Raw genomic sequence first — 21,070 nt, forward strand, 5'->3', positions numbered from 1 at the left:
CGGGCTCAGCGGCCCGGAGGGGTCACTTCCAGTTCGACGAGAACCCCCGTCTCGCTGTGCCGGTAGCCGCGCCCGTCCCGCACCTGCTGCTCCTCGTGGCTCTTGAACCACTTGGGGCAGGTGTCGACGGAACGCAGCCGACGCTCGCCCGGGACCACCTCGTACGTACGGGAGCCCGGGTGGGTCTCCGCGAAGCCCTGGCTGACCACGTGGATGGCCCGGACCCGCCCGACGGTGTGCGGCCACCGCGCGCCGTGGTCCTCCACTGCGAGCAGGCCGCTGAGGCGGACGCGCTCGGGCAGCGGGTCGTCGGCGCCCCAGCAGACGGTCAGCCCCCGGTCACGGACGACGGCGACCCAGCCGCGATCGCCGCCTTCGTCGTCGTCATAGTCCTCGCCTTCGCCCTCGTCCTCGTCCTCACCGTCTTCGTCATCCTCGTCATGGCCGACGTAGACCGGGGCCCCGCCCTCGTCGTAGCTGCCGAAGAAGAGGACCTCCCCGTCCGAGCCGTCTTCGTCTTCGTCGTCCTCGTCTTCCCCGTCGTCTTCGTCCGGCTCCTCGTCGAGATCCGCCTCGTCTTCGTCGTCCTCGTCGTCCTCCACGTCCTCGACCTTCTCCACCACCCCCTCGACGACGCTCAACTCCCCTTCCCAGCCCGCCGGATCGAAGCCCTCCACCGGCTCCCGCAGGAACAGCTGCCACGCCACCTCGTCCCCCACCGAGAACGGCGTGCCGCAGCACTCCATCTGCCAGTCGTCGTACATCACGTGCCAGAGCGCCATGCCCCTAGCCTCCCCGGAACTCAACGGCGATTGCGAGACGTTTTCCCAGCACGCCCAGTACGGTCGTCGAGCACGCCCCACGACCCGGCAGGACCAGGAGCACCATGACCACCGCCCCCACCCGCCAGAGCGACCGGCGGATCAGCCCCGTCTTTCTCGGGATCGCCGCCGTCACGGCGGTCTCCGGCTGGGCCGCCTGGACGGGGTACGCGTCCCAGCCGGGCTTCGCCGTCTTCCTGTTCGTGACGGCCGCCTGGATCGTCTCGCTCTGTCTGCACGAGTACGCGCACGCGCGCACCGCGCTGCACAGCGGCGACATCTCCATCGGCGCGAAGGGCTATCTGACCCTCAACCCGCTCAAGTACACGCACGCCCTGCTCAGCATCGTGCTGCCCGTGCTCTTCGTGATCATGGGCGGCATCGGTCTGCCCGGCGGCGCCGTCTTCATCGAGCGGGGGCGGATCCGCGGGCGCTGGAAGCACAGCCTGATCTCGGCGGCGGGCCCGCTGACGAACGTGCTGTTCGCGGTCGTCTGCACCGCCCCGTTCTGGCTGCACGCGCTGGACGGGGTGCCGGACACGTTCCGCTACGCGCTCGCGTTCCTCGCGCTGCTCCAGGTGACGGCCGCGATCCTGAACTTCCTGCCGATCCCGGGCCTGGACGGCTACGGGGTGATCGAACCCTGGCTCTCGTACACCATCCGCCGCCAGGTGGAGCCGTTCGCGCCCTTCGGGCTGCTCGCGGTCTTCGGCATCCTGTGGATCCCGGAGGTCAACGGCTGGTTCTTCGACGCGATCGACGCCGTGCTGCGCTCGCTCGGCGTCAGCGACTGGGACACGTACTGGGGCCAGAAGCTCTACCGCTTCTGGGAGGGCACGCAGGAAGTGCCCCCGGCGCTCAACCCGTAGCCTTCGCGGCCCTCGCGGCCTTCTCGACCTTCGCGCGGCGCAGGTAGTACCACGCCATGTTCGAGGAGAGCCCCGCCAGCAGCACCCACACGATGCCGATCAGGCTGCCCTGGGTGAAGGAGACGACGGCCGCGACCGCGGCGAGCAGGCAGACCACGAGGGCGTAGACGGCGAGGCGGGGCATGGGGGTCGGCTCCTGTCGAGGCGTTCCGATACGACGTACGGAACCAGTGTCCCCCATGCCCCGAAGGTCCTAGACGTCGGTCACGCGCAGCCCGGCGTGCGCCTTGTAGCGGCGGTTCACCGAGATCAGGTTGGCGACGAGCGACTCCACCTGGTGGGCATTGCGCAGCCGCCCGGCGAAGACACCGCGCATGCCGGGGATGCGGGCCGCCAGGGCCTGCACCACGTCGGTGTCGGCGCGGCTCTCGCCGAGGACCATCACATCCGTGTCGATCTCCTCGACGGCCTCGTCCTGGAGCAGCACCGCCGACAGGTGGTGGAAGGCGGCCGTCACCCGGGAGTCGGGCAGCAGGGCGGCGGCCTGCTCGGCGGCGCTGCCCTCCTCGGGCTTGAGGGCGTAGGCGCCCTTCTTGTCGAAGCCGAGCGGGTTCACGCAGTCGACGACGAGCTTGCCGCTCAGCTCCTCGCGCAGGGACTCCAGCGTCTTGCCGTGTCCCTCCCACGGCACGGCGACGATCACGATGTCGCTGCGCCGCGAGCACTCCGCGTTGTCGGCACCCTCGACGCCGAGGCCGAGCTCGGCGGCGGCGGCCTCGGCCCGCTCGGCCGCGCGGGAGCCGATGATCACCTTCTGGCCCGCGCGGGCCAGCCGGTAGGCGAGCCCGCGCCCCTGGTCGCCGGTGCCGCCGAGCACGCCGACGACGAGCCCGGACACATCGGGCAGCTCCCAGGGGTCCTTGGCGGGGGCCTTCTGCACACTGTCGGTAGAGGTCATACGGCGACCTTACTCAGGCGTACGCCGGGTCAGCTCACCCACCGGTATCCGCCGGAACGTGATCGTCTCGTACGCGCTGAAGTCCCCCGTCTCGTAGAGCAGTCCCACGGCGCCCGCGTCGGCCCGCACCAGGTCCGAGTAGGCGGCGGGCAGCCCGTCGACGGTGTGCGCGGGCTCCCAGGTGGTGCCGTCGTCGTGGCTGCGGCGGACGGTGAGCAGGGCGCGCAGGCCGCCGGGGTCGGCGGGACCGGAGAAGAGCAGCACGTCCGGGTCGCGCAGCTGCAGGACGCAGCCCTCGACGACGGGGGCGACCAGGCCCGCCTGCGGCCGGAAGGGCTTGAGCAGACTCTCGCCGCCGTCGAGGGAGTGGGCGTCGGCGCGGTTGCCCGGGGCCGGGGAGTCGTTGCGGGTGTTGAAGTAGAGCCGCCCGTCGGGGAGTTCGGCGCCGGTGGTCTCGTTCACGTTGATGTAGCCGTTGACGTTGTCGTCGACGTAGCCGATGCGCCAGGTCTCGCCCCGGTCGTCGCTGAGCAGGCAGTGGCCGCCGTTGTACTTGCCCTCGGTGCCGTTGTCGGAGCCGGTCGGCGGCAGCGAGTGGTTGGCGGGGACGACCACGCGGCCACCGGCCACCTGGAGGGCGTGGCCGGGCGTGGTCGCGTACCAGCGCCAACTCGCCTTCTTCACCTGGGCGGTGATCTCCCGGGGCGCCGACCAGGTGAGCCCGTCGTCGTCGCTGTGCTGGAGCCAGACGCGGCGGCCGTCGGCGGCGGAGACCTGGCCGCGCCGGATGGCGTCCTCCGTCGCGGCGGCGGCGTTCCTGACCTGGACGAGGAGGATCCGTCCGGTGTCGAGGACGACGGGGGCGGGGTTGCCCGCGAGGTCGGCGCCGTTCGCGCCGACGACCTGGAGCGGGCCCCAGGTGCGGCCGCCGTCGGTGGACCGCTTCAGCACGATGTCGATGTTGCCCGCGTCGCTGGAGGAGCCGACCCGCCCCTCGCAGAAGGCAAGGAGGGAGCCGAATGGGGCCTCCCCTGCTCGAGCGGAGCCGAGAGCTTGGGGAACCGTGGCCACGACGGCGGGGATGCGGAAGCTCGCGTACCCCTCGCGGCCCGCCCGGAAGGGAACTGACGTCTCATATGCCATCTCTCTCACTTCCCCTCCCCGGGCGAATTTGAAGTGAACTCGGCCTGACCACTGCACAGTTGGGGCAGGATGCGACTCCATGGACGCCGTACGAGTCGCACTCCTCCGCGAAGTGCTCGCCGGGACCGACTGTCTCGCCGCGACGCGCCGCTTCGCGGGCACGCTGCGCTCGTCCGTCGTGCCGCACGGCGGCGGTCTGCTCCTCGTCGGCACCCCGGCGTACGAGCCCTGGCACCTGGCCGCGCACCTGGTGGACGAGGCGGCCTGGTCCGGCACCCCCGAACTGACCCCCACCCTCGTACGGCACGAGGCGCACCCCGGCGGCCCCGCGCACCTCTCGGTGGGGCTCGGCAGGATCGAGGCGGCCCGGCGCGGCGAGACCCTCCTGGTGGTGGCCCCGGACGCGCCGGGCGCCCGGCTCCTGGAGCGGGTGCACGACGCGCGCACGGCAGGCGCCACGGTGCTCACCCTGGACGGCGGCGACGCGGCCGGCGGCGACCACGACCTGCGCGCGATGGCGCACGAGGCCCTCACGGTGCCCGAGACCCCGGACGTCGACCTGGACACGGTGCAGCACCTGGTGAGCGCGGCGGCGGGCGAGAACTCACTGCCCGCGCCCCGGGGCCGACGCCGCTTCCGGGACCGACTCTCGCGGCTGGCCGACCAGTTGACGGCGCCGCCGCCCGCGCGCTGGTAATTCGGTTGCCGTGGCCACGGTCGGCCGCTGAGCATGGCTGTTCGTGAACGAAGACGACCATCCCTCTCCATCTCACCCCCGGCCCCCGCTGCGGCGGCGGCTCGCCGCGGTCCTGCCCGACCTCTCGCCGTGGCGCTCCACCCGCGACTTCCGGCTCCTCTGGGTGCAGGGACTGGTCACGTACTTCGGCAGCTTCATGGCGATGATCGCGCTGCCGCTGCAGATCAAGGACCTCACGGACTCGCCGCTCGCGGTCGGCGCGATGGGGGCCGTGGAGCTGGTCCCGCTGATCGTCTTCGGCCTGTACGGGGGCGCGCTCGCCGACGCCGTCGACCGCCGCAAGGTGATCCTGCTGAGCGAGGCGGCACTCGGCGTACTGGCCGTGATCCTGCTGGTGAACGCGCTGCTTCCACAGCCGCTGCTCTGGCCCCTGTACGTGGTCGCGGCCGGGGTCTCGGCGCTGTCCGGCCTCCAGCGCCCGGCCCTCGACTCCCTGATGGCCCGCATCGTGCCGCACGACCAGCTCACCGCGGCGGCCGCGCTCAACTCGCTGCGCTGGAACGTCGGAGCGATCGCGGGGCCCTCGCTCGCCGGTGTCGTGGTGGCCTACGCGGGCCACGCCACGGCGTACGCGATCACGGTCACCGGCTTCGCCGCCTCGGTCGCCCTGTGCACCCGGCTCTCCCCCGCCCCCGCCGCGCACGACGCGGAGAAGCCGTCACTGCGGGGCCTTGCGGAGGGCGCCCGCTACGCCTGGTCGCGCCCGGTGCTGCTCGGCACGTACGCCATCGACATGGCGGCCATGTTCTTCGCCTTCCCCAACACGATCTTCCCGTTCCTCGCGGACGACCTGGACGCGGAGTGGTCGCTGGGCCTCATGTACGCGGCGGGCGCGGTGGGTTCGCTCCTGCTGAGCCTCACCAGCGGCTGGACCTCACGGGTGCGGCGGCACGGGCTGCTCGTCGTCTTCGGTGCCGCCGGGTGGGGGCTCGCGATCACGGCGGCGGGGTGGTTCGGGAACGTGTGGGTGGTGCTGTGCTGTCTGGCGCTCGCGGGCGCGGGCGACATGCTCAGCGGACTCGGCCGCTCCACCATCTGGAACCAGACCATCCCCGACGAGCTGCGCGGGCGGCTCGCCGGGATAGAGGTCCTCTCGTACAGCGTCGGCCCCCAGCTCGGCCAGGTCCGGGCGGGCGCCGCCGCGGGCTGGACGGGGACCCGGTCCGCCATCTGGTCGGGTGGGCTCGTGTGCGTGGCCGCGGTGGGTGTGCTCACGGCGACGCTGCCGAAGCTGGTGTCTTACGACGCTTCGACGGACTCCGACGCGGATGCCGTACGGCGGAGTCGGGCCGGTGCGGAAAAGGTTGCCCTCTGAGCGCGTGGCCCTGCCCCGTCGCTCCGCGACGGCAACCACGTCGCTCCGCGACGAAACTCCGCCGCTCCGCGGCGTGACTGCTTCGCCGCTCCGCGGCGGGTCTCCCACCCGCCCACCCGGCACTCTGCGACAGACAGTCGAACCAGGGCAGGTGAAGTGAAGGGCCCCCGGAATCAGGGGCTCTGTTCCTCCTGCTCGCCCTTGCGGTCGTGCCAGCGCGGGTCCGTGTCCCATTCCAGGTTGCGGTCCTGGGCCGTCTGCATCGCGTGTTCCGCCTCCTCGCGGGTCGCGTACGGCCCGAAGCGGTCCTTGGCCGGGCACTCCGGGCCCTCCTCGACCTTCTTGTGCTCCAGGCAGTAGAACCACTCACCCGGCTTACCGACCGGCGTCCGCTTCTTGAACAGGGCCATCGTCGCGCTCCTCTCCGTCCCGTTCACTGTCCCGCTCTCTGAGCCATGCTGCCCCAAGCCTGCTGGTTAGACTCGCTGGCATGTCTGGCCAGTCACTGCTCGTACCAGGGGAGATCTCCCCCACCCGCCCCGTCCCCGGCAACATCAGGCGCCCGGAGTACGTGGGCAAACCGGCACCCACCCCTTACACGGGGCCCGAGGTGCAGTCCCCCGAGACCATCGAGCTGATGCGGACCGCCGGGCGGATCGCCGCGCAGGCGATGGCGGAGGCCGCCAAGCACATCGCGCCCGGAGTCACCACCGACGAGCTGGACCGGGTCGCCCATGAGTACATGTGCGACCACGGCGCCTACCCCTCGACGCTCGGCTACCGCGGCTTCCCCAAGTCGCTGTGCAGCTCCGTCAACGAGGTCATCTGCCACGGCATCCCGGACTCCACCGTCCTCGACGACGGCGACATCATCAACCTCGACGTGACCGCGTACATCGGCGGCGTGCACGGCGACAACAACGCCACGTACCTGGTCGGGGACGTCGACGAGGAGTCGAAGCTCCTGGTCGAGCGGACCCGGGAGGCCACGCACCGCGCGATCAAGGCGGTCAAGCCGGGCCGCCAGATCAACATCATCGGGCGCGTCATCGAGTCGTACGCGAAGCGGTTCGGGTACGGGGTCGTCCGTGACTTCACGGGTCACGGCATCAACACGTCCTTCCACTCCGGCCTGATCGTGCCGCACTACGACAGCCCGCACGCCACCACCGTGATCCAGCCCGGCATGACCTTCACCATCGAGCCGATGCTGACCCTGGGCACGTACGAGTACGACATGTGGGAGGACGGCTGGACCGTGGTCACCAAGGACCGGAAGCGGACCGCGCAGTTCGAGCACACACTGGTGGTGACCGACAGCGGAGCGGAGATCCTTACGCTTCCCTGAACCGACCGCGGGTAGCGTTTTTACCGACAGGGTGTCGGGAACCAGTTGACTTAGGTAAGCCTAACTTGGAATGATCGACCGCGGTTGCACTGGTTCCCGCCTTTCCTCTTCGGCATCGGAGGCCCCCGATGAACACGCCGTTCTCGACGCTGATCCGCACCGCCTCGCACGAACAGCACACGGAGGCGGAGACGTCGACGTTCATGAGCGACCTGCTCGGCGGCAGGCTCGGCGTCGACGCGTACGCGCGCTACACGGAACAGCTGTGGTTCGTCTACCGCGCCCTGGAGGACGGCGCCGACGCCCTGCGGGACGACCCCGTCGCGGGCCCCTTCATACGACCGGAGCTGCTCCGCGTCACCGAACTGGAGCGCGACCTGGCGCACCTGCGCGGCCCGCACTGGCGCGCCCACCTCACGCCCCTGCCGGCCACGGCGGCCTACGCGGCCCGCGTCGAGGAGTGCGCGCGCACCTGGCCGGGCGGCTATGTCGCCCACCACTACACCCGCTACCTGGGCGACCTCTCCGGCGGCCAGATCATCCGCGGCAAGGCCGAGCAGACCTGGGGCTTCGCCCGCAAGGGCGACGGCGTCCGCTTCTACGTCTTCGAGGACATCTCCAACCCGGCCGCGTTCAAGCGCAGTTACCGCGAACTCCTGGACGGCCTCGACGAGGCGGTGCGGGACGACCTGGAGCGCCACCGCATCATCGACGAGTGCAAGAACGCTTTCGCTTTGAACTCGGCGGTCTTTGCTGAGCTGGGATCAGAGTTCCCTCTCACTGCTTGAGGACGAGCCGTTCAGGCGATACCGGCCAACTCAGGGCCGCGGAGCGGCTATTCGGGAAGGGGCTCGGAAAAGGGCTCGGGAAGGAGCGGGGGCGGGGAAAGGGAAACCCGCCCGCCCACCTCGATGACACCCTCCGGCCCCGGCGCGGTCAGGATCTGCGACCCCCGCCCCTGGCGGACGTTCAGCGCGCGCCCCAGCTCCTGCGTGAGCAGCAGCGCCGCCGCCCCCGTCGCCTCGTCCTCGTCGATCCCGTCACCCCGCCCGGGAAACCCGCGCGCCCGCACCCGCCCCGCCGCCTCGTCCTCCCACGCCCACGCGTAGATCCACTCACCGGGCGGCAGGATCCCGAGCGCGTCCACCTCGGCGACGCTCGCGTACTGTCGCGTCGCCTTGCCCGACACCCACTCCGCCCGCCCCGTGATCCACGTGAACTCCCCGTCCTGGCGCGCCTCCACGACGCCCGCCTCGGTGCGGAGTTCCGGCAGGTCGAGGAGCCAGGCGGAGCCCACGCACGGGTGGCCCGCGAAGGGCAGGCGCGCGCTGGGGGTGTAAATGTCGATGACCCCGCGCTCGGGGTCATCGACGAACACCGTCTCGCTGTAGCCGAGTTTGCCCGCGAGGGCCTGCCGGTCCGCGACGTCCGGCAGCAGGGTCCCGTCGCGGACCACTCCCAACTCGTTGCCGTGCCGGCCGTCGGGCCCGCAGAAGACACGCACCACGTCGAGGGAGTCCAGGGCATCGGGGAATTCGCTCATCCCCGCATTGAAGCATCCGTCCGCTGCCGACGCCGCGCCGCGTACATCGCGCCCGCGCCCACCGCCACGACCGCGCCCGCCGCGCCGAGCAGCGCCCCCGACGGAACACCCGCACCGGTGCTGGCCAGCGAGCCGGAGCCGCCGCCGACGGTGTCCGCGCCGTCACCCAGGGAGACCGAACCGCCGCCCGTGGAACCGGAGTTGCCGGAGTTGCCAGAGTTTCCGGAGTCTCCTGATCCGGCGGAGCCGCCCGTCCCACCCGTCCCGGCCGTCCCGCCCGACGGAAGCTTGCCGTCCGCCGTCAGCGTGAGCGCCAGCGTCACCGGGTCGATCGGGTCGCCCTCCTTGTACTGGGAGGGGGCCTGGTCGCTGGCGAACTGCCGCGCGCCCGCCGCCGTGAACGCCGCCGGGACCTTGTCGAGGACCACGACGTCGTCCTTCGGCTCGTACGAGACCTTGGAGAGGTCGAGCGTCGCGAACTTCACGTCGTCGTCGGTGCCCTTGGGCGTGGTCACGTCGACCGTCAGCGTGCCCTTGGCGCCGTCGGCGGCCACCTTGATGTCGCTGAACTTCATGTCGATGCCGTGCGCCTTGTACTGGAAGCGGACGGCGCCGCCGAAGGACGCGGTCAGCTTCTTGGCGTCGGAGTCCAGGTCGGCCTTGGCGTACGGGAAGTCGTAGCCGTTGTCGTTCTTCTGCGCGCCGCCGGAGAGCGCGGCCGTGCCGCCGGACTCGATGTAGCGGCGGAAGGACTCCTTCACGCCCCAGGCGAGGGAGCCGTCGAAGACCGTGCCCTCGGGGCGGCCCTGCGAGGAGCTCGGCTTCGCCGTGGAAGGCGTGGAAGGTGTGGACGACGTGGGCCCGGGGTGTGTGGTCTCTGTCGGGGCGGAGGTGCCCGTCGGCCTCGTGGTCGGGGACGCCGTGCCCGTGGGGGGCTGCGTCGGAGTCTTCGTCGGGGTGGGGGTCGGCGTGGGCTCCGGGGACTTCTGCGCGACCGTCAGCGGGTCGCCGGCCGCGCCGGTGTAGCGGCCGCCCCCGCCGAGCGCCTCGTCGGCCTCCTTGGTCAGCTTGGTCTTCATGTCGGTCATGGAGCGCGTGACCGTGACGTCGGCGAGCGGCACGTCGTCCTGCGCCGCGCCGCCGTCCTTGCTGACGTCGGCCGTGATCCTCGCCTTGGCGCTGTCGAAGCGGACGTCCGACAGCTTGACGTCGAAGCCGTGCAGCTTGGAGGTGAAGTTGACGCTGCCCTTGAAGGCGAGGGAGACGGTGTGCTTGTCGGTGTCGTACGACCCGGTGCCGTCCACGAACGTCAACGGGCCGTTGTCCTTGGCCTGTTCGGCGCCCCCGGCAGGGGTGATCCTGCCCGCCGCCATGCCGGTGACGTAGGTGCGGTAGCTCTCCTTCACGCCCCAGGTCAGCCGGTAGTCCTTCAGCGGGGTGTCCGCCGCGGTGGCGGGGGCGGCCGCGAGGACGGTGGCGCCGAGGGCCACGGCGGTGGCGGCGGCCGAGGCGAGGGCTATGGGGCGGCGGATGGCAGCCATGGTCGGGGGTCTCCTTGAGGGACGTCGAGGGTGATGAAGTGGCGTTCGTCGTAGGTCAGTCGGTGGACTCGGTGGACTCGGTGGCGGCGCTGCGCCTGCGGAGCACCCCGAAGGTGATCCCGGCGGCGAGCAGCACCGCGACGCCCGCGCCGATCCCGATCGGCACGGCCGAGGAGGAGCCGGCGGAGGAGCCGTCCGACGCCTTCGCCGTCCTCTCGGTGTCGGCGGCGGCCTTCTTCGCCTCGGGCTGCGGGCTCGCGGACGAGCCGAGGTCCGGCAGCGCGGGCAGTTGCGCGTCGGCGTCGAGGGCGACCGAGAGGGAGACGGGGTCCATCGCGGTGCCCGCCTTGTACATCGAGCCGAAGGTCCTGGCGCCCTGGGCGGTGAGTTCGGCGGGGGCCTCGGTGAGGGTCACCAGGCCGTCCTTCGGGGCGAGTCGACCGGCCTTGAAGGTGATGAGCGGGGTCTTCTTCGCGGTGAGGTCCTTGCTGTCGACGTCGGCGGACAGGGTGCCCCTGCCGTCCCGCACGGCGACGGTGACCTTGCTGAGCGCGATGTCGAGGCCGTGCTTTCCGGTGAAGCGGATCCCGCCCGCGAAGTCCGCGTCGAGGGTGTGCTTCTTCGGGTCGTACGTGCCTTCGCCGCGCGGGAAGCGGAAGAGCGCGCCGCCGTCCTGGGCGCCGCCGGACAGGGTCCACTTGCCGTGCGCGATGGAGCCGGTGACGTATTCGCGGAAGGTGCGGCGCACGCCCCAGTCGACGGCGGCGTCCTCGATGCGGCCCGCCGCCTTCGCCCCCTTCCTGTCCTTGTCGCCCTTGCCCTTGCCGCCCTTGTCCTTGTCCTTCGCGGGGCTCTCGGCGCCCTTCCCGGACGGGTTCTCGGCCGCGGGCTTCGGTGCGAGGTCCGTGGAGAGGCTCACCGGGTCGAGCCGGGTGCCCGCCGCGTAGTACCCAGCGAACGCCTTGGCGCCCTGTGAAGTGAGCGTGGCGGGAAGGCCGGTGAGGGCGATCGGGCCGCTGCCGCCCTTCATGTCGAGGCCGGACACGTCGAGCGAGGCGAGCGGGACCTGGGCGGCCGTGGTGACCTTGCCGGTGCCCTTCTCCTTGCTGACCATGTCGGCGTAGAGCGTGCCGGAGCCGCCGGAGACCTTCACGGTGGGGCGGCCGATGGTCAGGTCGAGCTCGTAGGAGCCGCCCTTCTTGTGGCCGGTGAAGTGCACGCCGCCGGAGAACGCGGCACGGAAGGCGCCACTGTCCGGGTCGTAGCCGCCGCTCGCGGAGTGGAAGCGGAACTGGCTGTCGCCGACCGTCGCGGCACCGCCCTGAAGGGTCCAACTGCCGTGTGCCACGGGCCCGGTGACGTAGCTCTGGAAGGAGGATTTGATGCCCCAGTCGAGCCGCCCGCCGCGCACCGTGCGCTCCTCGGCGTGCGCGGCCGTCGCCGTGAGCAGCACTCCGGCGAGCACGACGAGCGAGACGAGCGCGGCGATCAGGGTGATGCCCGGCCTGCGGACGGCCGCGCGTATGTGTGCCGACGTGGACATCGGACTCCTCCTGCACCTGTGCACATGCCAGGGCCACCCGGGACCTAGCGATTTAGGTAAGGCTAACCTAAACTACGATCACCGGGGGCGGGAACCCCTCCCGCCCCGGCAACCTCGACCGGCACCCCAACAGCACGACAGGACGGTGGACTTCGGTGCGCACGCAGCGCTCACAGCCGCGCTCACAGCCCCGCGCTCTTCGCCTCGCGGGCACGCTCGCCGCCGCGCTCGCCCTCCTTCTGACGGGGTGCGGCACCTCCGGCGACGGAGGCGGAGGCGGAGGTGGCGGCGGCCAGGGTGGGTCCGGCGCCGCGCATGCGAAGAGCGCGCCCGCCGATCGCGTCGAGCCCCTGAAGTCGACGCCCCGGCCCCAACTGCCCGTCACCGTCCGCTCCGCCGACGGCCACGAGGTGACCGTCGAGGACACCAGCCGGATCGTGCCGCTCACCGGGTCCCTGAACGAGATCGTGTTCACCCTCGGCCTCGGCAAGCACGTGGTGGCCCGCGACATCACCGCCACCTTCGAGCAGGCGAAGAAGCTGCCCGTGGTGACCCGCGCCCACGATGTGTCGGCCGAGAGCGTGCTGTCGCTGAAGCCGACGGTCGTCCTCGCCGACACCACCACGGGCCCCGCCGAGGCCCTCGGCCAGATACGTGACGCGGGCGTCCCCGTCGTCGTGCTCGACCCGGCCAAGAGCCTGGGCGACGTGGACCGGAGGATCGACGCGGTGGCGGGCTCCCTCGGCGTGCAGAAGGCGGGCACGGAGCTCAAGTCCCGTACACAGAAGCGTATTTCGCGGGTGCGGAAGTCCGTCCCCGCGCACACCGACAGGCCCCGGGTGGCCTTCCTCTATCTGCGCGGCTCGGCCTCCGTGTATCTGCTCGGCGGGCGCGCGTCGGGGGCGAGCTCGCTCCTGGAGGCGGCGGGCGCCGTCGACGCGGGCAAGGCGTCGGGCCTGAAGAAGGACTTCACGCCGATCACCAGCGAGGCGCTCGCGGCGGCCGCGCCGGACGCGATCCTCGTCATGACCAAGGGCCTGGAGTCGGTGGACGGCGTCGACGGGCTCGTGCGGATCCCCGGTGTCGCCGAGACCCCGGCGGGCGCCGACCGCCGCGTCGTCGCCATCGACGACGGCACGCTCCTCAACTACGGCCCCCGCACCGACCAGGTCCTGAAGTCCCTGGTGGACCAGTTGTACCGGGCGGACGGAGAGTGACGGCCACACAACCGGCGGACGCCACGGGCGAGTTGACCGCCCAGGAGGCTGCCGCCGCCTCGCAGCCACGCCGTCGCCCCGTCGCCCCCGCCCTCACCCTCGCCCTGATCGCCGCCCTGCTCCTCCTCTGCCTCCTCTCCGCCGGGATCGGCGCCTACGACATCCCGCTCGGGGACGTCCTCGGCTCGGTGCGCCACCGCATCGGGCTCGGCGGCGCCGCCCTGGACCGGGTCGGCGAGAGCGTGCTGTGGAACGTGCGGCTGCCCCGGGTGACGCTCGCGCTGCTCGTGGGCGGGTCGCTGGGGTGCGCGGGGGCGCTGATGCAGGGCGTGTTCGGCAATCCGCTCGCGGAGCCCGGCGTCATCGGGATCTCCTCGGGCGCGGCCGTCGGCGCCGTCGCCTCCATCGCGTTCGGGCTCAGCTTCTTCGGGAACTGGACCGTGACGGTGTGCGCGTTCCTCGCGGGCCTCGCGACGGTGCTCCTCGTGTACGTGCTGTCGCGCAACGGCGGGCGCACCGAGGTCGTCACGCTCATCCTCACCGGGATCGCCGTGAACGCCTTCGCGGGCGCCCTCATCGGCCTGTTCCTCTTCTTCGCCGACAACGCCCAGGTCAGCCAGATCACGTTCTGGCAGCTGGGCTCGCTGGCGCAGGCGACCTGGCCGAAGGTGCTCGCGGTGCTGCCGTGCGCGCTCGCCGGGCTGGTCGTGGCGCCGTGGTACGCACGGAAGCTGGACCTGCTCGCGCTCGGGGAGCGGCCCGCCCGGCACCTCGGAGTCGATGTCGAGCGGCTGCGGATCGTGCTCATCCTCGTCGTCGCGCTGCTCACCGCGGCGGCCGTGGCGGTCGCCGGGATCGTCACGTTCGTGGGGCTGCTCGTGCCGCATCTGCTGCGCATGGCGGCAGGTCCCGGGCACCGATTCCTCATCCCGGGCAGCGCGCTCGGCGGCGCCGTCGTGCTGGTCGGCGCGGACCTCGCGGCCCGCACCGTGGCCGCCCCGGCCGAGCTGCCGCTGGGGGTGCTCACGGCGCTCTTCGGCAGCCCGTTCTTCTTCTGGCTGCTGCGCAGGACCCGTCGCAGGCAAGGGGGTTGGGCATGATCCTCCGGCTGGGCAGACAGCTGACCGGACGGTTGAGCGGACAGCTGAGCGGACACGCGCACGAGCCGCCCGCCCCTGCCGTGCCCGGCGAGCCGCTCGCCGAGGCCGACGGGGTGCGGGTCCAGCTCGGCGGCCGGGACGTCCTCGCCGGGGTCACGCTCGCGGCACGCGCGGGCGAGGTCCTCGCCCTCGTCGGCCCCAACGGAGCGGGCAAGTCGACCCTGTTGGCCGCGCTCGCCGCCGACCTCCCTGCGGACGAGGGGGTCGTACGGGTCTGCGGGCACCCCACCACCGGCTGGTCCGCCCCCGAACTCGCCCTGCGCCGCGCCGTGTTGCCGCAGTCCGCCGCGCTCTCCTTCCCGTTCACGGTGGCGGAGGTCGTCCGGATGGGCCGGGCGCCCTGGGCCGGGACCCCGTACGAGGACGACGACGACCGGGTGGTGGCCGAGTCGCTGGCCGCCACGGAGGTGAGCGCCTTCGCGGCGCGGTCCTTCTCGGCGCTCAGCGGCGGGGAACGGGCGCGCGTCGCCCTGGCCCGCGTACTGGCGCAGCGCGCGCCCCTGCTGCTCCTCGACGAGCCGACCGCCGCGCTCGACCTGCGCCACCAGGAGCTGGTGCTCCGGCTGTGCCGGGAGCGGGCGGCGGCCGGGGACGCGGTCGTCGTGGTGCTGCACGACCTGGGCCTGGCGGCGGCGTACGCGGACCGGGCGGCGGTCCTGCACGACGGGCGGGTGGCGGCGGAGGGGGCGCCCGGCGAGGTGTTCACGGAGGAGCTGCTGTCGCGGGTGTACCGGCAGCGGGTCGAGGTCTTCCCGCACCCCCGGACGGGGACGCCGCTGGTCACCCCGGTCCGGGAGGCGGGCTGACGCCGGAGAACAGCCCGCACCCTCACGCGGGGGCACCCGTGGTGACGTCGGTGCGGGTTGTGCGCCGAGTTGCCCGGCGACGGGGTGCCTGCGCCCACCCGTGCGGCCTGCGGCACGACTGCCCGCAGACCCCCCTTGACCCTCCCTTTGCCTGCCCATGGACGGCCCTTCGCCGGGCCGTGATCTGCCCGTGAGCAGGGCGCGATACGTGAGAGCTGAATCACCGGACGGGTGGGTACTACCGAGGTAAGGCTCGGTTAAGTTAGGTCCGCCTCAGTCGAGCAGCACCCGTCCGTGAACCGCCTTGGAGCCCGTATGCGACCCGCCCGCCTCTCCGTTGTCACCGCCGCAGCGACCGTCGCGGCCCTGGCCGCCGTCACGGGCTGCACCGAGAAGAGCGACGCCAAGGGCGGCGACGGGGCGATCAAGGTCGTCGCGTCCGACAACAAGTGCGAGGTGTCGAAGAAGGAGTTCCCGGCCGGGCACGTCGAGCTGGCCGTGGAGAACAAGGGCTCCAAGGTCACCGAGGTCTACCTCCTCTTCCCCGACGACCGCATCGTCACCGAGCGCGAGAACATCGGCCCGGGCACCAAGCAGACCGTCACGGCCGAGGTGAAGGCAGGCGACTACCGCATCGCCTGCAAGCCCGGCATGAAGGGCAAGGGCATCCGCCAGGACGTCAAGGCGACCGGCGGCGGCAAGACCGCCAAGCGCGACCCCCGCCTGGACAAGGCCGTCGCCGGCTACCGCGCCTACGCGCAGGAGCAGGCCGACCAGACGCTGCCCAAGGTGAAGGTCTTCACCGACGCCGTCCGCAAGGGCGACCTGGAGGCCGCGAAGAAGGCGTACGCCCCCTCCCGCATCGGCTGGGAGCGCACCGAGCCGGTCGCCGAGTCCTTCGGTGACATCGACCCGAAGGTGGACGTCCGCGAGGACGGCCTCGCCAAGGGCCAGAGCGTCGAGAAGGACTGGACCGGCTGGCACCGCCTGGAGCGGGCGCTGTGGAAGGACAAGAAGATCGGCAAGCGCGAGAAGGAGCTCGCCGACCTGCTCGACAAGGACCTCAAGGACTGGCAGAACCGCGTCGGCAAGGCCGTGATCACCCCGACCTCCATGGCCAACGGCGCCAAGGAGCTCCTCGACGAGGTCGCCACCGGCAAGGTCACCGGCGAGGAGGAGCGCTACTCGCACACCGACCTCGTCGACTTCAAGGCCAACGTCGAGGGCGCCGAGAAGTCGTACGAGCTCCTGAAGCCGGTCGCCGCCGAGAACGACCCGGCGCTGGCCAAGGAGCTCGACAAGCAGTTCGCGGCCATGAGCAAGCTCCTCGACAAGTACCGCGAGGACAAGGGCGGTTACGACTTCACCTCGTACGACAAGGTCGGCAAGCCCGAGCAGAAGGAGCTGTCCGACGCCGTCAACGCGCTGGCCGAGCCGCTCTCGAAGCTGGCCGCGGCCGTCGTCAAGAGCAAGTAGCGCAGGCGCAGCAGGAGTTCAGGGAGAGCCGAGGAGCCTGTCATGGCGGACACCGAGACCACCACCGAGTCCGTGCCGGAGCCGGCACCGGACGAGGCCACCAACTCCCCCGCCCCGTCGCGGCGTTCACTGCTCGGCTGGGGCGGCGCGGGGCTCGCGCTCGGCGCCGCCGTGGCGGGCGGCGCGGTGGCGCTCGCCCGGGACGGTGACGACGAGGCGGTGCCCGCCGGTGAGGCGGGCGCGGCCGTCACCTTCCACGGCCGTCACCAGGCGGGCATCGCGACCGCCGTCCAGGACCGGCTGCACTTCGCCGCGTTCGACGTGAAGACCGCCGACCGCGCGGAGTTCGTGCAGCTCCTCAAGGACTGGACGAAGGCGGCCGCCCGCATGACCGCGGGCCACGAGGTCGGCGAGGGCGCCTATGGCTCGCTCGCCGAGGCGCCGCCGGACGACACCGGCGAGGCCCTCGGCCTCAAGCCGTCCCGGCTCACCCTCACCATCGGCTTCGGGCCCTCCCTGTTCGAGAAGTTCGGCCTCGAGGACCGGCGGCCCGAGGCCCTCGTGGACCTGCCGAAGTTCCCCGGCGACAACCTCGACAAGGCCCGCAGCGGCGGCGACCTGTGCATCCAGGCGTGCGCCGACGACCCGCAGGTCGCCGTGCACGCCATCCGCAACCTCGCCCGCATCGGCTTCGGCAAGGTCGCCATCCGCTGGTCCCAGCTGGGCTTCGGCAAGACGTCGTCGACGACGCCGGACGCGCAGACCCCGCGCAACATGATGGGGTTCAAGGACGGCACCCGGAACATCGCGGGCACGGACGCGCCCCGGCTCACCCGGCACGTGTGGGTGGACGAGACGGACACGGACGCGAACTCGGCCTGGATGACCGGGGGTTCGTATCTCGTGGCGCGCCGCATCCGCATGAACATCGAGACCTGGGACCGGACGTCCCTCCAGGAGCAGGAGGACGTCTTCGGCCGCGACAAGGGCGAGGGCGCGCCGGTCGGCAAGGCCAAGGAGCGCGACGAACCGTTCCTGAAGGCGATGAAGCCGGACGCACACGTGCGGCTCGCGCACCCCGACAGCAACGGCGGTGCGACGATCCTGCGCCGCGGCTACTCCTTCACCGACGGCACCGACGGCCTGGGCCGCCTGGACGCGGGCCTGTTCTTCCTCGCGTACCAGCGCGACGTCCGCAAGGGCTTCATCCCGGTGCAGCGCAGCCTGTCGGAGCAGAACGACGCCCTCAACGAGTACATCCAGCACGTGGGTTCCGCGGTCTTCGCGATCCCGCCGGGCGTCCGCGACAAGGGCGACTGGTGGGGCCGGGCGCTGTTCGCCAAGAGCCCCGAGGAGGCGTGAGCAGTCCATGTTCGGCAACTATCTGATCGGCCTGCGCGAGGGCCTCGAGGCCAGCCTCGTCGTCTGCATCCTCATCGCCTACCTGGTGAAGACGGGGCGCCGGGACGCGCTGCGCCCCATCTGGATCGGCATCGGCGTCGCCGTGGCGCTCGCGCTCGGCTTCGGCTGCGCGCTGACCTTCGGCTCGCAGGAGCTGACGTTCCAGGCGCAGGAGGCGCTCGGCGGCTCCCTGTCGATCCTCGCGGTCGGCCTGGTGACGTGGATGGTCTTCTGGATGCGGCGCACCGCGCGGCACTTGAAGGCCGAGCTGCACGGCAAGCTCGACGCGGCGCTGCAGATGGGCACGGGCGCGCTGGTCGCCACCGCGTTCCTCGCCGTGGGCCGCGAGGGCCTGGAGACGGCCCTGTTCGTGTGGGCGTCGGTGCGGGCCTCCAACGACGGCACGCACGGCCCGCTGATCGGCGTGATCCTGGGCCTGCTCACGGCCATTGCGCTCGGCTGGCTGTTCTACCGGGGCGCGGTCCGCATCAACCTCGCGAAGTTCTTCACCTGGACCGGCGGTCTGCTGGTGGTCGTGGCGGCGGGCGTCCTCGCGTACGGCGTTCACGACCTGCAGGAAGCAGAGTTCCTCGGCGGTCTGCAGAACAAGGCGTTCGACATCAGCGGGGCGATCCCGCCGGACAGCTGGTACGGCACGCTCCTGAAGGGCGTCCTCAACTTCCAGCCCGACCCGACGGTGGTCCAGGTCGTGGTCTGGCTCCTGTACCTGGTGCCGACGCTGGCGCTGTTCCTCGCGCCCTCGTTCCGTTCGGGACGCAACATCCGTACCGCTGTCCCCCCGTCGAACTCCCGTGTCTAGGATCAGCCTTGACTCAACGGGCGCTGCCATCGGAGCTCGCCCGACAGGCTATTCAGCGGGGAAGAAACTCATGCGAAACTCCCGTATCGGGACGACCCTTGCCACGGTGACCGCCGCGGCCGCCGTCGCGCTCGGCGGCACGCTCGTCGCGGCCCCCTCCGCCTCGGCGGCGGGCACGGTCGGCGGCAGCGCGTGCAGCAAGAACATCAAGAACCACCAGATGCTCGTCGGCAGCTTCGGCGCCCCGGCGCGCAAGGGCCCGGCCGGCAAGTACGGCGAGATCACGCGTCTGCAGTCCTTCGACGGCTTCTACGTCCGCTGCTACAAGATCAACAGCCACCACAACAAGTGGTTCTACGGCGACCTGCCGCGCTCCAGCAAGCGCGGCTGGGTCTACGAGTCGTACCTCCAGGAGCTCTGACCGGCTGCTCGCTGTCTTCCCGGGCCCGATAAGGTTCGGGCCCGGGAAGGGCTAGGTGAAGGTAATCCGATGAGTAGGGTTCGACGTCTGAGCCGGCTGGGCACGCCGGCGGCCGCGGTGACCGTCCTTGCGCTGGCGGCGAGCGGCTGTGTGACCGTGCACGGCGAGCGGGAGGTCGTGCCGTCGGCCACCAAGGCCGAGGCCGCCGAGGCCCTCCAGTCCTTCCTGACCGCGTACAACAAGGCGGAGAAGGCGTACGACCCGGCCCTGGATGCGGACCGGATCAACGGCCCGCTGGGCGCCATCAACCAGGCGGGCCTGAAGTCGCGGGGCGTGCAGCACCCGGGCGGCAACCCCAACGGGACCCCGCTGAAGCTCACCGACGCCAAGTACTCCATCCCGAAGAAGGCGGGCTGGCCGCGCTGGTTCGTCGCCGACACGAAGGCGACCAACCGCAGGCCGGAGAACATCCGCTGGATCTTCGTCTTCACCAAGAGCGGCCCCGACGAGGTGTGGCGCGCCTCGTATCTGAATCTGGTGGCACCGGAGCGCGTCCCCGCGCTGAAGAAGGACAAGGACGGCTACATCGAACCGGTGCCGGCCGACTCGGCCCGGCTCGCGGTGGCGCCCGCGGACCTCGGCGAGCAGTACACGACGTACCTGAACAAGGGCGGCGACCAGTTCGCGCCGGGCGACCACACGACACGGTGGAAGGCGACCCGCGACAAGAGCAAGAAGAGCCGCGGCGGCATCGGCTACCAGTACATCGACCAGCCGCAGAACGGCGGCGCGTTCGCCCCGGTGGCGATGCGCACCGAGGACGGCGGCGCGCTGGTCTTCTTCTCGACGCACCACTACGAGAAGCAGACGGCGGCCAAGGGACTCGACCTGAACGTGGACGGCGACGCGAAGGCCCTCATGGAGGGCGAGGCGAAGGAGTCGGTGACGCTGGAGCGCGTCTCGAACCAGGTGGTCCTCGACCCGAAGAAGTCCGGCGGCGGCAAGGTGACCTTCCTGGGCCGCATCCAGGGACTCACGGGCGCGAAGGGCTCCTAGCCCCCTCCCGGGGGGGCCGGGATGCGCGGCGGTCAGCCGCGCAACGGCCAGGCGGCGACGTCGTGTTGGGGCTCCCCCGCGACGCGCGCGCACTCGTCGGTGAGGGTCTCCAGGAGCGTCAGCGGGTCCGGCAGCGGATGCTCGGGGCCGCGCACCCAGTCGACGCTCAGCTCGGCGGGCAGCCGCGCGGGCGGCACCAGAACGTACGAACCCCGGCAGTGCCAGCGCAGGCCGGGGTGTTCGTCCATCGTCTCGGGGTGGCAGTCCAGCTCGCAGGGCCACCATTCGTCCTCGTCCTCGGGGGTGCCGCGCGTCGCCGTGTAGAAGAGCATCCGGCCCTGCCCGTCACTGGCGCCGGACTCGGCCACGGGGCCGACCTCGATCCCGGCGTCGAGGAGCCGCTCCAGGGCGGCGCGGCCCGCTTCGAGGGGGACGTCCAGGACGTCGTGGACCATGCCGGTCGCGGTGATGAAGTTGGCCTGCGGCTGGTGCCGGGCCCAGCGCTCGATCTGCGAGCGGTCGGTCGTGGACTGCGTCTGCCAGGCGAAGGAGACGGGGTGCCGGGCCGGGGTGGGACAGCCGATGCGGTCGCAGGAACATCGGTAGCCGCTGGGGTGGGCGGCCGGGGCGAGGGGCAGTCCCGCGGCCGCGGCGGCGAGCAGCAGGCGCTCGCGTCCGCCCGCGCCGTCCGCCTGGTCCGTGGCGTTCTTCGGACGGCGACCGCGGCCGAGCCACTGGGAAAACCTGCTCTGTCCGCCGGTGCGGCGGCCGAACTCCGCGCCCATCTATCCCCTCATCTCGCTCTGGTCACCTCACTGTGATGCCTCACCGTGATGCCCGTCAGCATGACCTATGGTCCCACCATCCTGCTCTCC

22 protein-coding genes are annotated in these 21,070 nt (G+C 71.7%); 13 read left to right on the forward strand and 9 right to left on the reverse strand.

Annotated features, from left to right (window positions below; all coding sequences use genetic code 11):
• Positions 1 to 5: 5 nt before the first annotated feature.
• Positions 6 to 782 carry a DUF6578 domain-containing protein gene (locus tag ACFWYM_RS17935; RefSeq protein WP_384837320.1) on the reverse strand — a complete coding sequence of 259 codons (777 nt, stop codon included), beginning with the start codon at positions 780 to 782 and terminating at the stop codon, positions 6 to 8.
• A gap of 104 nt (positions 783 to 886) precedes the next feature.
• Here ACFWYM_RS17935 and ACFWYM_RS17940 point away from each other — a divergent pair, with 104 nt between their 5' ends.
• Entirely contained in the window at positions 887 to 1,690 is an 804-nt protein-coding gene (locus ACFWYM_RS17940; protein WP_384837323.1) for a site-2 protease family protein, read from the forward strand.
• Here ACFWYM_RS17940 and ACFWYM_RS17945 read toward each other — a convergent pair.
• Genes ACFWYM_RS17945 through ACFWYM_RS17955 form a run of 3 tightly spaced genes read right to left on the reverse strand, consistent with a single transcriptional unit; the run spans position 1,680 to position 3,791 of the window.
• On the reverse strand, positions 1,680 to 1,931 hold the full coding sequence (locus ACFWYM_RS17945; RefSeq protein ID WP_384837326.1) for a hypothetical protein: 252 nt from the start codon (positions 1,929 to 1,931) through the stop codon (positions 1,680 to 1,682). The genes ACFWYM_RS17940 and ACFWYM_RS17945 overlap by 11 nt on opposite strands.
• Before the next feature lie 12 nt (positions 1,932 to 1,943).
• Positions 1,944 to 2,648: an NADPH-dependent F420 reductase gene (gene npdG, locus ACFWYM_RS17950; protein WP_384837329.1), complete on the reverse strand. Its 705-nt coding sequence runs from the start codon at positions 2,646 to 2,648 to the stop codon at positions 1,944 to 1,946.
• A gap of 9 nt (positions 2,649 to 2,657) precedes the next feature.
• Entirely contained in the window at positions 2,658 to 3,791 is a 1,134-nt protein-coding gene (locus ACFWYM_RS17955; RefSeq protein ID WP_384837332.1) for an exo-alpha-sialidase, read from the reverse strand.
• 79 nt (positions 3,792 to 3,870) lie between these two features.
• Here ACFWYM_RS17955 and ACFWYM_RS17960 point away from each other — a divergent pair, with 79 nt between their 5' ends.
• A complete protein-coding gene (locus ACFWYM_RS17960; RefSeq protein ID WP_384837335.1) occupies positions 3,871 to 4,488 on the forward strand; it encodes a hypothetical protein in 618 nt (205 codons plus the stop codon).
• 88 nt (positions 4,489 to 4,576) lie between these two features.
• Complete coding sequence (locus ACFWYM_RS17965; RefSeq protein ID WP_384837592.1) at positions 4,577 to 5,863, forward strand: MFS transporter; 1,287 nt, start codon at positions 4,577 to 4,579, stop codon at positions 5,861 to 5,863.
• A gap of 173 nt (positions 5,864 to 6,036) precedes the next feature.
• Here the strand turns inward: ACFWYM_RS17965 and ACFWYM_RS17970 are convergent, their stop codons facing one another.
• A complete protein-coding gene (locus ACFWYM_RS17970) occupies positions 6,037 to 6,273 on the reverse strand; it encodes a hypothetical protein (protein ID WP_384837338.1) in 237 nt (78 codons plus the stop codon).
• A gap of 80 nt (positions 6,274 to 6,353) precedes the next feature.
• Between ACFWYM_RS17970 and map the strand changes: the two genes are divergently transcribed.
• Entirely contained in the window at positions 6,354 to 7,211 is an 858-nt protein-coding gene (map, locus tag ACFWYM_RS17975) for a type I methionyl aminopeptidase (protein ID WP_384837341.1), read from the forward strand.
• Positions 7,212 to 7,339: 128 nt separating this feature from the next.
• Entirely contained in the window at positions 7,340 to 7,999 is a 660-nt protein-coding gene (locus ACFWYM_RS17980) for a heme oxygenase (biliverdin-producing) (RefSeq protein WP_384837344.1), read from the forward strand.
• A gap of 47 nt (positions 8,000 to 8,046) precedes the next feature.
• On the opposite strand, the gene ACFWYM_RS17985 is transcribed toward ACFWYM_RS17980, so the two are convergent.
• The 3 genes from ACFWYM_RS17985 to ACFWYM_RS17995 are packed head-to-tail and all read right to left on the reverse strand — an operon-like array spanning position 8,047 to position 11,838.
• A complete protein-coding gene (locus ACFWYM_RS17985; protein ID WP_384837347.1) occupies positions 8,047 to 8,754 on the reverse strand; it encodes a PhzF family phenazine biosynthesis protein in 708 nt (235 codons plus the stop codon).
• Complete coding sequence (locus ACFWYM_RS17990; RefSeq protein ID WP_384837349.1) at positions 8,751 to 10,295, reverse strand: HtaA domain-containing protein; 1,545 nt, start codon at positions 10,293 to 10,295, stop codon at positions 8,751 to 8,753. The genes ACFWYM_RS17985 and ACFWYM_RS17990 overlap by 4 nt, the downstream gene beginning before the upstream one ends.
• Positions 10,296 to 10,350: 55 nt before the next feature.
• A complete protein-coding gene (locus ACFWYM_RS17995) occupies positions 10,351 to 11,838 on the reverse strand; it encodes an HtaA domain-containing protein (protein ID WP_384837352.1) in 1,488 nt (495 codons plus the stop codon).
• Between the two features lie 155 nt (positions 11,839 to 11,993).
• Here ACFWYM_RS17995 and ACFWYM_RS18000 point away from each other — a divergent pair, with 155 nt between their 5' ends.
• The 8 genes from ACFWYM_RS18000 to ACFWYM_RS18035 all read left to right on the forward strand — a co-directional run bounded on the left by ACFWYM_RS18000 (position 11,994) and on the right by ACFWYM_RS18035 (position 20,195).
• Complete coding sequence (locus ACFWYM_RS18000; protein ID WP_384837354.1) at positions 11,994 to 13,055, forward strand: hemin ABC transporter substrate-binding protein; 1,062 nt, start codon at positions 11,994 to 11,996, stop codon at positions 13,053 to 13,055.
• A gap of 32 nt (positions 13,056 to 13,087) precedes the next feature.
• Positions 13,088 to 14,155: a FecCD family ABC transporter permease gene (locus ACFWYM_RS18005; RefSeq protein ID WP_384837595.1), complete on the forward strand. Its 1,068-nt coding sequence runs from the start codon at positions 13,088 to 13,090 to the stop codon at positions 14,153 to 14,155.
• Entirely contained in the window at positions 14,152 to 15,021 is an 870-nt protein-coding gene (locus ACFWYM_RS18010) for a heme ABC transporter ATP-binding protein (protein WP_384837357.1), read from the forward strand. The genes ACFWYM_RS18005 and ACFWYM_RS18010 overlap by 4 nt, the downstream gene beginning before the upstream one ends.
• 315 nt (positions 15,022 to 15,336) lie before the next feature.
• Positions 15,337 to 16,497, forward strand: coding sequence for an iron uptake system protein EfeO (gene efeO / locus ACFWYM_RS18015; RefSeq protein WP_384837360.1), 1,161 nt, complete (start codon positions 15,337 to 15,339; stop codon positions 16,495 to 16,497).
• A 42-nt stretch (positions 16,498 to 16,539) separates the two neighbouring features.
• On the forward strand, positions 16,540 to 17,859 hold the full coding sequence (efeB, locus tag ACFWYM_RS18020; protein WP_384837363.1) for an iron uptake transporter deferrochelatase/peroxidase subunit: 1,320 nt from the start codon (positions 16,540 to 16,542) through the stop codon (positions 17,857 to 17,859).
• 7 nt (positions 17,860 to 17,866) lie between these two features.
• Entirely contained in the window at positions 17,867 to 18,718 is an 852-nt protein-coding gene (efeU, locus tag ACFWYM_RS18025; RefSeq protein WP_384837366.1) for an iron uptake transporter permease EfeU, read from the forward strand.
• A 70-nt stretch (positions 18,719 to 18,788) separates the two neighbouring features.
• Positions 18,789 to 19,139, forward strand: a complete 351-nt coding sequence (locus ACFWYM_RS18030; protein WP_384837369.1) for a hypothetical protein — start codon at positions 18,789 to 18,791, stop codon at positions 19,137 to 19,139.
• A gap of 69 nt (positions 19,140 to 19,208) precedes the next feature.
• Complete coding sequence (locus ACFWYM_RS18035) at positions 19,209 to 20,195, forward strand: hypothetical protein (RefSeq protein ID WP_384837372.1); 987 nt, start codon at positions 19,209 to 19,211, stop codon at positions 20,193 to 20,195.
• A gap of 32 nt (positions 20,196 to 20,227) precedes the next feature.
• Here the strand turns inward: ACFWYM_RS18035 and ACFWYM_RS18040 are convergent, their stop codons facing one another.
• Positions 20,228 to 20,980 carry a bifunctional DNA primase/polymerase gene (locus ACFWYM_RS18040; protein ID WP_384837375.1) on the reverse strand — a complete coding sequence of 251 codons (753 nt, stop codon included), beginning with the start codon at positions 20,978 to 20,980 and terminating at the stop codon, positions 20,228 to 20,230.
• Positions 20,981 to 21,070 lie beyond the last annotated feature (90 nt).

Source organism: Streptomyces sp. NPDC059009 (genome assembly GCF_042740175.1).
Lineage (GTDB): Bacteria > Actinomycetota > Actinomycetes > Streptomycetales > Streptomycetaceae > Streptomyces.

What these genes read in the sequence shown, in the direction of transcription:
- ACFWYM_RS18030 (WP_384837369.1), top strand. Translation starts at nt 18,789, where the DNA reads ATGCGAAACTCCCGTATCGGGACGACCCTTGCCACGGTGACCGCCGCG.
- ACFWYM_RS17990 (WP_384837349.1), bottom strand. Translation starts at nt 10,295, where the DNA reads ATGGCTGCCATCCGCCGCCCCATAGCCCTCGCCTCGGCCGCCGCCACC.
- ACFWYM_RS17995 (WP_384837352.1), bottom strand. Translation starts at nt 11,838, where the DNA reads ATGTCCACGTCGGCACACATACGCGCGGCCGTCCGCAGGCCGGGCATC.
- efeB (WP_384837363.1), top strand. Translation starts at nt 16,540, where the DNA reads ATGGCGGACACCGAGACCACCACCGAGTCCGTGCCGGAGCCGGCACCG.
- map (WP_384837341.1), top strand. Translation starts at nt 6,354, where the DNA reads ATGTCTGGCCAGTCACTGCTCGTACCAGGGGAGATCTCCCCCACCCGC.
- ACFWYM_RS18010 (WP_384837357.1), top strand. Translation starts at nt 14,152, where the DNA reads ATGATCCTCCGGCTGGGCAGACAGCTGACCGGACGGTTGAGCGGACAG.
- efeO (WP_384837360.1), top strand. Translation starts at nt 15,337, where the DNA reads ATGCGACCCGCCCGCCTCTCCGTTGTCACCGCCGCAGCGACCGTCGCG.
- ACFWYM_RS17985 (WP_384837347.1), bottom strand. Translation starts at nt 8,754, where the DNA reads ATGAGCGAATTCCCCGATGCCCTGGACTCCCTCGACGTGGTGCGTGTC.
- ACFWYM_RS18040 (WP_384837375.1), bottom strand. Translation starts at nt 20,980, where the DNA reads ATGGGCGCGGAGTTCGGCCGCCGCACCGGCGGACAGAGCAGGTTTTCC.
- ACFWYM_RS17945 (WP_384837326.1), bottom strand. Translation starts at nt 1,931, where the DNA reads ATGGGGGACACTGGTTCCGTACGTCGTATCGGAACGCCTCGACAGGAG.
- ACFWYM_RS17960 (WP_384837335.1), top strand. Translation starts at nt 3,871, where the DNA reads ATGGACGCCGTACGAGTCGCACTCCTCCGCGAAGTGCTCGCCGGGACC.
- npdG (WP_384837329.1), bottom strand. Translation starts at nt 2,648, where the DNA reads ATGACCTCTACCGACAGTGTGCAGAAGGCCCCCGCCAAGGACCCCTGG.
- ACFWYM_RS17970 (WP_384837338.1), bottom strand. Translation starts at nt 6,273, where the DNA reads ATGGCCCTGTTCAAGAAGCGGACGCCGGTCGGTAAGCCGGGTGAGTGG.
- ACFWYM_RS17980 (WP_384837344.1), top strand. Translation starts at nt 7,340, where the DNA reads ATGAACACGCCGTTCTCGACGCTGATCCGCACCGCCTCGCACGAACAG.
- ACFWYM_RS17940 (WP_384837323.1), top strand. Translation starts at nt 887, where the DNA reads ATGACCACCGCCCCCACCCGCCAGAGCGACCGGCGGATCAGCCCCGTC.
- ACFWYM_RS18035 (WP_384837372.1), top strand. Translation starts at nt 19,209, where the DNA reads ATGAGTAGGGTTCGACGTCTGAGCCGGCTGGGCACGCCGGCGGCCGCG.
- ACFWYM_RS17955 (WP_384837332.1), bottom strand. Translation starts at nt 3,791, where the DNA reads ATGGCATATGAGACGTCAGTTCCCTTCCGGGCGGGCCGCGAGGGGTAC.
- ACFWYM_RS17935 (WP_384837320.1), bottom strand. Translation starts at nt 782, where the DNA reads ATGGCGCTCTGGCACGTGATGTACGACGACTGGCAGATGGAGTGCTGC.
- efeU (WP_384837366.1), top strand. Translation starts at nt 17,867, where the DNA reads ATGTTCGGCAACTATCTGATCGGCCTGCGCGAGGGCCTCGAGGCCAGC.